Source organism: Lactobacillus delbrueckii subsp. bulgaricus (genome assembly GCF_046938665.1).
Taxonomy (GTDB): Bacteria; Bacillota; Bacilli; order Lactobacillales; family Lactobacillaceae; genus Lactobacillus; species Lactobacillus delbrueckii_C.
On sequence record NZ_JBKZCD010000005.1, the window covers coordinates 84,168 to 95,683 of the forward strand.

Annotated in this window: 11 protein-coding genes; 5 read left to right on the top strand and 6 right to left on the bottom strand. The window is 47.0% G+C overall.

The features are described from left to right. The first annotated feature begins 16 nt into the window (after positions 1-16). On the top strand, positions 17-481 hold the full coding sequence (tagD, locus tag ACLUXO_RS04665) for a glycerol-3-phosphate cytidylyltransferase (protein ID WP_300616015.1): 465 nt from the start codon (positions 17-19) through the stop codon (positions 479-481). 66 nt (positions 482-547) lie between these two features. On the opposite strand, the gene ACLUXO_RS04670 is transcribed toward tagD, so the two are convergent. Both ACLUXO_RS04670 and ACLUXO_RS04675 read right to left on the bottom strand, forming a co-directional pair. After that, positions 548-1,807 (bottom strand): beta-carotene 15,15'-monooxygenase, encoded by a 1,260-nt coding sequence (locus ACLUXO_RS04670; protein ID WP_412136524.1) that lies wholly within the window; start codon positions 1,805-1,807, stop codon positions 548-550. A 10-nt stretch (positions 1,808-1,817) separates the two neighbouring features. Beyond that, positions 1,818-2,504 carry a Wzz/FepE/Etk N-terminal domain-containing protein gene (locus tag ACLUXO_RS04675; RefSeq protein ID WP_412136525.1) on the bottom strand — a complete coding sequence of 229 codons (687 nt, stop codon included), beginning with the start codon at positions 2,502-2,504 and terminating at the stop codon, positions 1,818-1,820. Positions 2,505-2,801: 297 nt separating this feature from the next. Between ACLUXO_RS04675 and ACLUXO_RS04680 the strand changes: the two genes are divergently transcribed. The 4 genes from ACLUXO_RS04680 (at position 2,802) to ACLUXO_RS04695 (ending at position 7,131) form a co-directional block, all read left to right on the top strand. Beyond that, a complete protein-coding gene (locus ACLUXO_RS04680) occupies positions 2,802-3,515 on the top strand; it encodes an IspD/TarI family cytidylyltransferase (RefSeq protein WP_412136526.1) in 714 nt (237 codons plus the stop codon). Positions 3,516-3,525: 10 nt separating this feature from the next. Beyond that, positions 3,526-4,584, top strand: coding sequence for an NAD-dependent epimerase/dehydratase family protein (locus ACLUXO_RS04685; protein WP_412136527.1), 1,059 nt, complete (start codon positions 3,526-3,528; stop codon positions 4,582-4,584). Between the two features lie 110 nt (positions 4,585-4,694). Next, positions 4,695-5,786 carry an acyltransferase family protein gene (locus tag ACLUXO_RS04690; RefSeq protein WP_412136528.1) on the top strand — a complete coding sequence of 364 codons (1,092 nt, stop codon included), beginning with the start codon at positions 4,695-4,697 and terminating at the stop codon, positions 5,784-5,786. Positions 5,787-5,874: 88 nt separating this feature from the next. Continuing rightward, entirely contained in the window at positions 5,875-7,131 is a 1,257-nt protein-coding gene (locus tag ACLUXO_RS04695) for a C39 family peptidase (protein WP_412136529.1), read from the top strand. Positions 7,132-7,190: 59 nt separating this feature from the next. On the opposite strand, the gene ACLUXO_RS04700 is transcribed toward ACLUXO_RS04695, so the two are convergent. The 4 genes from ACLUXO_RS04700 to ACLUXO_RS04715 form a co-directional block, all read right to left on the bottom strand. Beyond that, positions 7,191-8,243 (bottom strand): acyltransferase family protein, encoded by a 1,053-nt coding sequence (locus ACLUXO_RS04700; RefSeq protein WP_412136530.1) that lies wholly within the window; start codon positions 8,241-8,243, stop codon positions 7,191-7,193. A gap of 267 nt (positions 8,244-8,510) precedes the next feature. Continuing rightward, on the bottom strand, positions 8,511-8,960 hold the full coding sequence (locus ACLUXO_RS04705) for a VanZ family protein (protein ID WP_412136531.1): 450 nt from the start codon (positions 8,958-8,960) through the stop codon (positions 8,511-8,513). A gap of 110 nt (positions 8,961-9,070) precedes the next feature. After that, complete coding sequence (locus ACLUXO_RS04710) at positions 9,071-9,499, bottom strand: GtrA family protein (RefSeq protein ID WP_004560873.1); 429 nt, start codon at positions 9,497-9,499, stop codon at positions 9,071-9,073. Positions 9,500-9,637: 138 nt separating this feature from the next. Then, entirely contained in the window at positions 9,638-11,341 is a 1,704-nt protein-coding gene (locus ACLUXO_RS04715; RefSeq protein ID WP_412136532.1) for a hypothetical protein, read from the bottom strand. Between the last annotated feature and the right edge of the window lie 175 nt (positions 11,342-11,516).

Sequence of the window (11,516 nt, forward strand, 5' to 3'; positions counted from 1 at the left end):
GGGACAAGGAGCAATTATGAAACGCGTAATTACTTATGGAACATTTGACCTGCTGCACTACGGACATATCAACCTGCTGAGAAGGGCCAAGGCCCAGGGCGACTATTTGATCGTTGCCTTGTCTACTGACGAGTTCAACTGGAATTCCAAGCACAAGAAGACCTACTTCTCATATGAGCAGCGCAAGCAGCTGCTGGAGGCCATCCGCTATGTTGACTTGGTTATCCCAGAAAAAGACTGGGACCAAAAGCGCAGCGATATGCATGAATACCACATTGACACTTTTGTCATGGGGGATGATTGGAAGGGCAAGTTCGACTTTTTGAAAGAAGAGGGCGTCAACGTCGTTTACCTGCCAAGAACCCCGGAGATCAGCTCATCCAAGATCAAGCATGACCTGTATGATGCTAACGAGGTAACTGAAGAAAGCAAGTTATCTCACGATGATTTGGATACTGATCCGGATCATGCTAAAAAGTAAATCAGCAAAGTAAAAGAGCATTCCCAGCGGAATGCTCTTTTAATATCTAAAAAAACTCTTTCAGCCCTAAAAGTAAAGGTTGGTATAGTTAGTCCCGGCGAAAACTCTCTGCTCTCTAAGGTCGTTTAAAGTAGCATACCAGAGAAGAGCCATGGCCATTAAGTAGACCGGGTTGGTGGAGATGTTGGAAATAATGATTTCCAACAATAATAAAATGCTGATCGGTAGAAGGTAGCGGCGGCTTGGGGCAAAGAGGGTGGTAAAGAACGGTACCAGGAAGTAAAGGGCCAGGTAGAGCCCGCCAGTAGCCATCAAAGTGGTCAGCCCCATGCTCAGACCGTTGTTGGCCCGGTGGAAGGCAAACATCTTGATCAAGGCTCCTTCATTGCCAAAGCCGACCCCGAAGACTGGGTTTTGGCTCCAGAGAGTCAAGCCGATCCGCAGGTCATCAACTCTGACTGAGTAAGAGGAACCGCCGGATTTTCTGATCCGGATAACGATAACTCCTAAGACCAGCAAGAGCAGGAAGACTGGGATGACGATCTTCAAGTTGAGCTTTCCTTGCGCTTGCAGGTATTGCAGGAAAGAAAGCAAGACAGCAAAAGCACCGAGCAGGATTGCGGTTGCTGACAGGGTTGTCAGCAGGGTGACCAGGATAAGACCAATCCGCCAGAAGGTTTTGGATTTTTTGATAAAAAGCTCGATGATCAAACCGTTCAAAAGGAAGAGGGTATAGCCTGGAGCTTCAGTAAAGATCCCCGTGTTTCTGATCACGTGGTGGCCCAGGTACATTTGATCCTGTAAGGGCTGGTGGAAATAAAGGTAGCAGTAGCTGGTTGTAAAGTGGGGGTTGTTGGCCCAGTAGTAGTTGGTGTCAACGGCACCGATCCGCAGGCCCAGAATGCTGCCAAAGAAGTAAAAGAAGAGTGATACGCCAGCCACGATCAAGACGATGTTGGCATAGCTATTCCAAATGAGCTGCCCCATATTATGCCGGTAGTAGACAAAGGCAATCAAAAGAGCCGCTGTCAAAGGCAGGCAAAGGTTGGAAAAGTACTTAAAGGGGTTGGCCTGCGAGAAAAAGATAAAGACAAGCAGGTAGCAGACTGTCAAAACGATGAAGGACAAGTCTTTAAAGTTATAGGAATTAGTCACCAGAACCAAGAGAAGCCCAATCCCTAAAAGCAGGTAGCGGTAGGTCCCGATTGGGATAAAAGCTCCCTTTAAGTAGTTCCACATGACTGTCGTCGACATGACCGACAGGATGACGATGATATAGGCCATGACCGCGAAGAAGCGGTCACCGGCTGATTTGATAGACTTCACGCTAACCTCCTTATCGGTAACTTCTGCGCAGGCGCCAGTAAATTGATCCCCAAGTTGCCAGCAAGAAGCCGGTTGCTGTGCCGATCGCGGCTGCAAACTTGATATTCGGGTAGCTCTTGACAACGTTGGTCTTGTCTTTGAACTTGATGGACTTGACTAGGACGGTTGGCAGGATTGGCTTTAAGTACTTGCGCCTCTTCTTCTTGGTCGGCATAGCCTTGCGCCCCCGCTTGTATTCAAGTTTAAATTCTTTCTTGAAGTTTTTGGCCACAACCTTAAGCGTCTTCTTTGCCTTTTCAGGCGAAGAACTAGTGACGGTCAAGGTATAAGTGTTGGACCGGGGAGTGGAGCAGACGGTAATGTTCTCGCGCAGAGCCGTCGGCGAAACGTTGTCAATTTCATCGGTAGTATGATCGATGACGCCGGGGCTGATGGCGATATTTTGAAAACCGTTGGCTGCCTGCTCGTTTTGACTTCTGGCCTGCCGCTTGGTAAAGCCGCCTTGCGTAATTTTGCCCTTGGCCACGAAATCCATGCTGGCGGTGTATCTGGCTGGAAGCAAGTAGTTGGCAGTCCCGTAAGCCAGGCTGCCAAACAAGGCTGTGCCGATAATGATCAGCAGCAGATTCTTCCAGATCAGCTTGGCCAGCTCTTTCAAAGTGAGCGTGGTGTCAGCCATACTGTAAAAATTGTTCACCTAGATTTCCTCACATTCTTATGCAGATGCATTGGTTAAAAAAGCATGCTGGTTTGCACAATACTAACTTCCAAGTATACCACAATAATTTTATTCTTCTTTTTAAAGAAACTTAAAAAATACGGAGAAAGAAGGAAGGAAATATCTAAATAGGCGGATTGTTAATTCGGTTCAAATGCTGGATAGATCTGTTAAAATGAAAGTAATGGCTAGATTTTTGCCGATAATTTAACTTTGAATAAAAAGCTGTATTGAAAGCTTGACAGTAAAGCTGGAAAACGGCTGAAGGAGTAAAAAATGGTAGTAGCATTATTGACGGCAGCCGGCGTTGGCTCACGGATGAAGCAAGATATTCCCAAGCAATTCATGCATGTGAACAACAAGCCAATCATCATTCACACGATGGAAGCTTTCCAGAAGCATCCTTTGGTTGATGCAATCATGGTCGTTACCCTGCCGGCCTGGATGGATGTCTTGAAAGTCTATGCTAAGCAGTTTAACATCAGCAAGCTCAAGTGGGTCGTGCCTGGCGGGGCAACCGGTCAGGAATCAATCCACAATGGCCTGGAAGTCCTGTCCAAGGAACTAGGGGATGATGAAGTCGTCTTAATCCATGACGGGAACCGTTGCAATGTTTCCCAGGAAATCATCTCTGACAGCCTGGCTACCTTTAAGGAACACGGCAGCGCGATTACCGCTATTCCGTGTGTGGAAGCAGTTTTCCGCAGCGGCGACGGCGGGATTTCTTCAACTGACTCAATTCCGCGTGAGCAGCTTTACAGAACGCAGACGCCGCACGTCTATACCTTGGGCAAGCTGCTCTGGGCTCATGAAGAAGCTGGCAAGCGCGGCATTACCAACACGGCTGCAACTTGCACCTTGATGCAGGCTTTGGGAGAAAGAGTCTACTTCTCCAAGGGGTCAGAAACCAACTTGAAAATTACGACGGTTGACGACTTGATGATTTTTGAAGCCCTGCTTTCTACAAAGAAAGACGAGTGGCTTAAGTAACGAGGTAACGATGAAATACACTGAACAATATTGGGATGACGTAGACCGCGTGCAAAAGGCAGTTCCAAATCTGGAACTGCTTTTTGGTAAGAAATTATTTATTACTGGGGCAACAGGGATGATCTGTTCAGCCTTAGTTGACGTCTTGCTTTGGCTGAACAAAAACAGGGATGCTGAAATCAAGCTGATCCTGGCCGGCCGCAGCCGTGAACGGATGGCAGCCCGCTTTGCCGGCTTTAAAGAAGGAAAAGACTATGTCTTTTTCCAGTACGATGCCACCAAAGAAGCAGATCTGAATGTAAAAGCTGACTACATCATCCACGGGGCAAGCAATGCCAATCCTTCTTACTACGTCAGCCAGCCAGTTGAAACGATGCTGGCCAACTTCAATGGCCTTTACTCCCTGCTGAAGATGGGCAAAGAGCAAGGTGCCAAACGGCTCCTGTACCTGTCTTCCAGCGAAGTTTACGGGAACAAAGATAATAATAATCCTTTCAAAGAAGAAGACTATGGTTTTGTGGATATTTTAAATCCCCGGGCCTGCTATCCAAGCGCCAAGCGGGCGGCAGAAACTCTGTGCGCATCCTTTAGCCAGGAATATGGCCTGGAAACGGTGATTGCCCGGCCGGGCCACATTTACGGACCCACCATTACTAAGTCTGACAGCCGGGCATCCGCCCAATTTACCCGCAACGCAGTCAACCATGAAGACATTGTCATGAAGAGCGCGGGCCAGCAGCTGCGGTCATATTGCTATACTTTAGACTGCGCGTCGGCGCTTTTGACCATCCTGCTTGCTGGCAAGAGCGCCAATGCCTACAACATTTCCAACCGGAATTCCGTTGTTACCATCCGCCAGCTGGCTGAAGCCTTAGCTGAGGCGGCCGGGACTCAGGTGATTTTTGAAAATCCGACGGACGCGGAGAAAAAAGGCTACAACTTGATGACTAATTCCTCTTTAGATGCTGAAAAGCTGGAAGCCTTGGGCTGGCAGGCTGAATTTTCTTTAGAAGAAGGGACCCGGCGAACGATTGCTAGCCTCAAAGCTGAGCAATCACTTCGATTTTAGGAAAGGTGAATAAAAGGATTGACAGTTATGTATAGCTTTAGATAAAATTATAAAGGGTAACTATTTTGAATATAAGTAAATGGCAATTCTCGCGCCAAGACACCAAGGCGATGAAGGGTATCGCGATTTTGCTGATGCTGCTGCACCACATCATGGCTTTTCCGGACCGGATTCCGACTAAATACCAATTTGCTTTGCCGGCTACGGCATTAAAACATTTGCAGTTGGTTGGCAGTTTCGGCAAGATCTGCGTGTACATCTTCATGTTCCTGGGTGGCTTGGGCCTTGCTAAGCAGATTGAAGCTCATAAATTCCACTTGCTGAGGAAGATCTGGAACCTGTACCGGGTTTACTGGCGGGTATTTTTCGTGTTTGTCCCGCTGGGCTTCTTGTTTTTCAGCCAGCAGCCGCGGTATTCGCGGGCATTTATGTGGAATCGCTTTGCTGATTTCTCTCTTAGTAAATTCATTCAGAATTTGACCGGCTATGCTTCAACCTACAACGGTGAGTGGTGGTTTGTCCGCGTCTTTGTAGCAGCAATTGTGCTGGGCAGCATCTACTATTATTTGACAGAAAAGATCAATAACGTCTATGTGGAAACAGGCCTGGTTTTGCTGCTGTCTGTCTTTACGGTCAGGTTCCTGCCAGCTTTGACTAAGCTGGCGCCATTCAACAGCCTGGCTTCCAGCTACCTGTGGACCCAGCTCTTTATGCCTAATGCATTTATCTGCACCTACTTGTTTGGAATCGTTTTTGGCAAATATGATGTTTTCAGCAATCTCCGCCGGCTCTTTAGCGGCTACACGGCCCTTTGGCGGGCGGTGATCGGAATTTTGCTGTTAGTTTCAGCCTTTTACTTCCAAGAAAAAGTATTTGGCAATGTCAGCGACGTGATGCTGATCATCACTCCGGTTTTTATGACAGGCTGCCTTTTGCTGCTGGATCTGGCGAAGTGGCCGCGGAAGATTTTTGAGTATTTTGGCCGCTTGAGCACAAATATGTGGCTGACTCACACCTTCTTTTGCTACTACTTCTACCCGTTCGCGGTAGCGGTTTTCTGGTCAAGAAATCCTTTGGTGGCTTATCTGACTTTGCTGGTCATAACAGTCTTGGCTAGTCTGCTCTTGGACATGTTTTACTGGGGTCTGGAGAAGCTGGGGAGCAAGCTGCCAGCCTGGCTTAGAATAAGGAAAACAAGGTAGTGAGTCTTGCCAGAATATAGATATTCACTGTTTGTTTAACCATGTCGTTAGAGTTTTTATCTATTGTTTGCAATAAGGAAATGGAAAAGTGAAAAAAGGTTATAGCCTATTGACTGCTCTTCTGCTTGCCGGCAGTTTGACTGGCCTTGCGGCCACTAAGGCCCAGGCAGCGGAAAAGAGCGGTTTTGTTACGGAAAACGGTGTAACGGTCTACTACGATGCCAGTGGCAATCTGGTTCATGGAAAACAGAAGATTGATGGCAAGTGGTACCTGTTCGATGATGAAACCGGCGCGATGAAGACTGGTTTTCAGACGATTGCCGAGCAAAAGAAGACTGTTTACTATGATGCCAATGGCCGCATGGTTTACGGCAAAAAGAAGATTGACGGGCATTGGTATTGGTTTGACAGCAAGTCCGGCGCGATGAAGACAGGTTTCCAGACTGTGTCTAAGAAGTCTTATAAGACGGCCTACAAGTGGGTAAAGAAGCGCGGCAAGTTAGTTAAGAAGAAGTACAAGAAAAAGACGACTAAGAAGTACAAGACTTATTACGCGACAAACGGCCAGCTGCAATATGGTGAACAAAAGGTTAATGGTAAGTGGTACTATTTCAGCAAGAAGACCGCTTATATGACTACAGGCCTGCAAACAGTTGGTAAGTCTAAGAAGTACTATGCTTCAAACGGGCAAAGAAAGACCGGCTACCAAAAGATTAAGGGCAAGGGCTACTACTTTGATAAGAAGAGCGGCGCGATGTTCATCAAGAAGTTTGCCTTTGTCGGTGGCCGAGACTACTATGCTTTGTCAAACGGTGTTCTGCACGCCCCAACTTGGCACAGCCAATTTACGCCAATCTACGCGCCAGAAGGCTGCGCGGTTGCGTCTTCAGCAACTCTCTTGAGCATCAAGAACCGGTCCTTCAACATGAGATATGCTTACAACAACCTGCCACAATACGGTGGTGTTTACTCAACCGCCAACTTCCGCGGTTTGCTGTCAGCATCAAGCTTAACAAACTATATGAAGAAGTTTGACAGCGGCTTTACCAATATTACTGGCAGCAGCATGGCGAAGATCGAGTCAGTCGTAAAGAGCGGACACCCAGTGCTTTACTACGGCTTCTCAAGCTACGAAACTTACTTCCGCAGCAAGCATCATGCTAAGGTAATCGCTGGTTACAAGAACGGCCGCTTCCTGGTTTACGACCCATGCTACTACAGTGCTGGCAGTGGTTCCAGCCACAGAAACGCCTACGACTACGGCGCTATTGCCTGGGTTCCAGTTTCAACCGTTACTAGAGAATCAACAGGTGGTTCAAACAACGGTACGATTATGCTGAACTAATCGGCTATATTCAAAAAGAGTACGTGATTTTCCACGTACTCTTTTTTGTCGATATTTTTCTATTTTTTAAGCGATAGCGGCAAGAGTTGGCCTTGTATCTTGTTTTCCAGCCATTTTAAGATAAAGCTGCCCAGGTAGGAGAGGGCGATCATGACCAGGTATTGCCAAAGAATATACAGGGACATGTGGTGGGCAGTAAGGAAAATCCGCGCCGAAACATGACCCAGGTATAGTTCCAGGGACAAGGCTCCGGAAATTTTAACAAAGCCTTGCAGGAACTTGGTGAGACTGATCAACTTGCAGAGATAAAGGCCAATGATCATCAATGGAAAGGCCCAGAGGCTGTTGGTCAAGCGGATCCAGTAGGGCAGAGGCAGCCAGATGCCAAAGTGAATGTTGTACTTGCAGTACATCAATAGTGCTGTCGCGAGCACAAAGAGGATGATCTGCCAGACAGTAAAGCGGTCATTTTTCTTAATTCGCGGCGCGAAGTAGCAGCCCAGAACAAAAATTGGCACTCGAGCCAGAGCAATATCCACGTTGTCAAAGATTACGTGATTTAAAGCAAAAAGCCCCCAGGAAGAGAGCGCGTAAATAGATAAAACAGCTAAGAGGCGGAGAAATCTTTTTCCTTGGCTCGCGGTATCTAAGAATTTGAACAAGAGGGGAAAAAGCAGGTACATCACGATGATGAAAAAGATGAACCAGTAGGTTGTATCGGCATGGTCGATAAAATTGAGGAAGAGCAGGTCCCTAATAAAGGTTAAAATGCCTGTGTGCAAGTGGATAAAATCCCGCCAGGCGAAAAAGGGTACCGAAACAAGCAGGTAGGCTGGCAGGATTCTGACTAGTCTTTTCTTGTAGAACTGGCGAATATCATCGTTTTTAGTCAAGGAATAGAAGAGGCCCATCCCGGACAAAAAGAGGAAGAAGTCAACCCCGGTCGAACCAATGTAGTAGTCCCAGAACTGCTCTGATTCCAGAAGCAGGTGGGCGCTGCGAATATGTTCGAAGTAGTGGAAGACCATGATGCCAATGATTGAAAGGCCAAACATGCTGCTCCGATAGCGGCTGAAGTCTCCCCAGCTAATTGTAAATTTGTTCTTATTCATTAAGCTTTCCTTTGACATTTTCTCCATATCGCATTCTCTTTTGAAAGCACCGCCGATTGGCGGAAGGGAAAGTATGATCTGTTGAATGCGGAGGAGTTAGTATTTTTCCTTTCTTCTGATAGCAAATTGTAAACAATATATATTATACGATTTTTAGCTATTTATGATAATTCGAATTTAACAATGATGAATCAGGAAAATGCTGAAGATAAAAAAAGAGTGCCGGGAAAGCACTCTTTTTAGCAATTAGTAAAATGTATTAGCGGTTTAGTTAACGGTCTGCTTGGCCCATGGTCGCTGGAGCAAGAGGATCAAGCCAATCCCGAGCAGGTAGCCGGCGATATCGAAAGGAAAGTCAGTTGGGTCGAATTCCCGGCCGGGAACCAGCAGCTTGCTGGTCTGGTCAAAGAGAGAGAAGGCGGCTGACAGGGCCAGGGCTGACCAGGCATAGCGCTTTTGCCAGCGGCTGAAGAAGTAGCAGGCACTGGCGCCGAGCAGGAAATACTCGGCCGTGTGGGCTAGCTTCCGCATCATGTGGTAGATCGGATACTCAGCCACCATAGTGCCGGTCAGGTGAAAATGAACCTTCTCAAACAAGTTGACGAATTTCAAGGTCAGCTGGGCTGACTGACCGGAATTCTGGAAAGTCAGGCCGCTGATCAGCAGGACCGACCCCAAGCATCCTAAAAAGGCTAAAATTATGTTTCTCTTCCGCATTTTCACCCTTCCTCTCTGGTTAAACTGACTTCAAGATTAACACGAAAATGCATTAGTTGAAACTTTTAGCCGGAATAATTACCATTTCTTTAGCAATTAATCCAAATAGATTATTCTGAGTCTTTAGATTTGAAGATCCAGAACTTGCTGGCCACATAGTTGACAATAACGACAACCACGTTGGCTAGGATTTTGATAACCATGCTGTTTAAGTGCATTTGTTCAGCGAAGATGAACATGATGGCCATGTCTAAAAGAGCAGTCCCGATTCTGGCCGCAAAGAAGCTGGCGATTTCGCTGGCGTATTCCTTAAAGGTGGATGCCTGGCTGTGGAAAACCCACTTGCGGTTGGTCAAGTAGGCAAAAACGATCGACAGGAACTGGGCCATGATCGTCGCTGGCATGATGTCCCACTTGAAGACGCTGTTGCAGAGCCAGTAGGAGAAGATGTTGACCAGGGTGGTCATGACGCCCCAGAAGACATAGGGGATGATATCCTTGTACTTGCCCCACAATTCATTGATTTTTTCTTTGTCCATGTTTCTTTTTCTTTCTGTTGCTGATAACAATTTTTTAAAAAATACCGTAGAAAATGATAACACAAATTGTACGGGGATGCAGGGCAAAGAAAAAGCCCGCCAGCATTGCTGACGGACTTGGTGAGTTAGCCTAAGGAATTACTTCTTCTTGGTAGTTTTCTTAGTGCTCTTCTTGCTTGACTTCTTAGCAGTCTTTTTCTTAGTTGATTTCTTCTTAGAAGACTTCTTGGTGGTCTTCTTCTTAGTAGACTTTTTTGCAGTCTTCTTCTTTGAAGTTACTTTTTTACTACTAGCCTTCTTAGCAGCCTTTTTAGCTGCTTTCTTAGTAGCTTTTTTAGTAGTCTTCTTAGCTACTTTCTTCTTGGTAGACCTCTTAGTTGCCTTCTTGGCAGTGGTCTTTTTAGCTGCTTTCTTCTTAGTAGCCTTCTTGGTTGCCTTCTTAGCGGTAGTCTTCTTGGTAGAACTTGCCAAAACCGCCTTGGTGTACTTGCTGCCGTGCGCGTTCATCTTCGGGAAGCCAGTTGATGCGGTTGCCAGATATACAGGAGCGTTCCGGAACCAAGCCTTGTGCAGGCCAAGGTCAATTTTATTTAACGGTTTGCCTTGCCCGTCCAGAGTGTCAGGGATCCCGCTGTCTCCACGGTCTAGAACGTTAATGAAGGTGTTGTTGCTTGCCGTTAAAGAGTTGACTACATCTTTACTATCGAGGGCTGAGTAACGGTAGTGGATTGGCGCCATGTGCTTGTAGTAAGTCGGCGTCGTGTTAGTGGCTACAGCCGTGTTTTCAAAAGTGGATCCCGTAACGTTTAGGTTTTTATAGTTAGACTTCTTGCTGGTTTCGTCGATGCTGTGGTTGCCGACGCTTGCCCCATAAGGGAAGGTAGCCCGCTTGTCTAAGCCGTTAATCATGGCCCCGCCAGTCAAGCCATTCTTTTCTGGCCCGAAGTAGCAGTTCTTGATCGTGGCGTTTTGGGTGCCGGCCCCATCATACATGTTCTTGCCAAAAATTGACTCGTTGACGTTAGGGTCACCGCCCGCGTCTTCCTTGGTAGCAACGCCAAGCTCGATAGCTTCTGAGTAGACGCCGTGAGGATCCTTATTTTTGGTATAGATAGCGTTCCAGCCAGCCTGGTTGAAGCCAGAACCAGCGTAGCCATAGAAGCGGCAGCCGTCCCAGGTGATGTTGCTGCAGCCCATAAGGTCAAAGACATGACGGTCGTAGTAGTGAACTTGGTGGAAATTCATGTTTTTGAAGGTCACGTTCTTGGTGTGGAGCATGGAAACCTGCAGACCACCGTTGTAGTCAGAGCTTACGACACCTTGGGAGTTGACTGAGCCTTGAACAGAACCGTAAATGTTCAAGTTGGAAATGACTTGGTTCTTGTGGTCGCCTTCAACCGTCCAGCTGGTTCTGACCGTTTCCGGCCAGTCAGCGTTCCAGTCGATCTTCTTCTTAGTGCCGTAACGGCGGTTGATCATCATTTTGGTCCCGTTGAAGTCAATGTTGCCAGTTGACTTACCGGTGAAGTCAAACTTGACACCACGCATCAGCTTCAAATCAGCATCCTTTGGGAACTTGATCGGAGTAGAGTTCTCAAACTTGAATTCCAGGAGGGAGTCTCTGACAAAGACATTTTGACTGAAGAACTTGTCAATATCTGCCTGGCTCTTGATGACGTACCGGCATTCAGCATCAGTCGGCACATAAAAGGCCTTGGCTTCGCCATTGCCCGGCAGCAAAGCCTTAAACTGGCTGGTCTGGGCAGCACCAGCCGTTAAAGCCAAAGCTAAAGCCCCGGCAGCCAGCATTTTCTTCCCAGAGAAGAAGTGCATTCTGTTCATAACTTTTTCCTTTCCAAAGAAAAACATTCAATGATTGTCAATGGCCGGCAAGCCCGGAATTCCACCTATTTCAATGGATGGATAGGGCTTGCCAGCCTCTTTTTACTTAAATTCGTAAAACAAAAGTTTTTGCTCTGCTTTTTGCCAGTTGCTATTATGCGTAATCAACTGGCAC

Bases quoted from the DNA above. Each gene is read 5' to 3' on its own strand.
- tagD (WP_300616015.1), top strand. From the start codon at position 17: ATGAAACGCGTAATTACTTATGGAACATTTGACCTGCTGCACTACGGA.
- ACLUXO_RS04680 (WP_412136526.1), top strand. From the start codon at position 2,802: ATGGTAGTAGCATTATTGACGGCAGCCGGCGTTGGCTCACGGATGAAG.
- ACLUXO_RS04685 (WP_412136527.1), top strand. From the start codon at position 3,526: ATGAAATACACTGAACAATATTGGGATGACGTAGACCGCGTGCAAAAG.
- ACLUXO_RS04690 (WP_412136528.1), top strand. From the start codon at position 4,695: ATGAAGGGTATCGCGATTTTGCTGATGCTGCTGCACCACATCATGGCT.
- ACLUXO_RS04700 (WP_412136530.1), bottom strand. From the start codon at position 8,243: ATGAATAAGAACAAATTTACAATTAGCTGGGGAGACTTCAGCCGCTAT.
- ACLUXO_RS04705 (WP_412136531.1), bottom strand. From the start codon at position 8,960: ATGCGGAAGAGAAACATAATTTTAGCCTTTTTAGGATGCTTGGGGTCG.
- ACLUXO_RS04710 (WP_004560873.1), bottom strand. From the start codon at position 9,499: ATGGACAAAGAAAAAATCAATGAATTGTGGGGCAAGTACAAGGATATC.
- ACLUXO_RS04715 (WP_412136532.1), bottom strand. From the start codon at position 11,341: ATGAACAGAATGCACTTCTTCTCTGGGAAGAAAATGCTGGCTGCCGGG.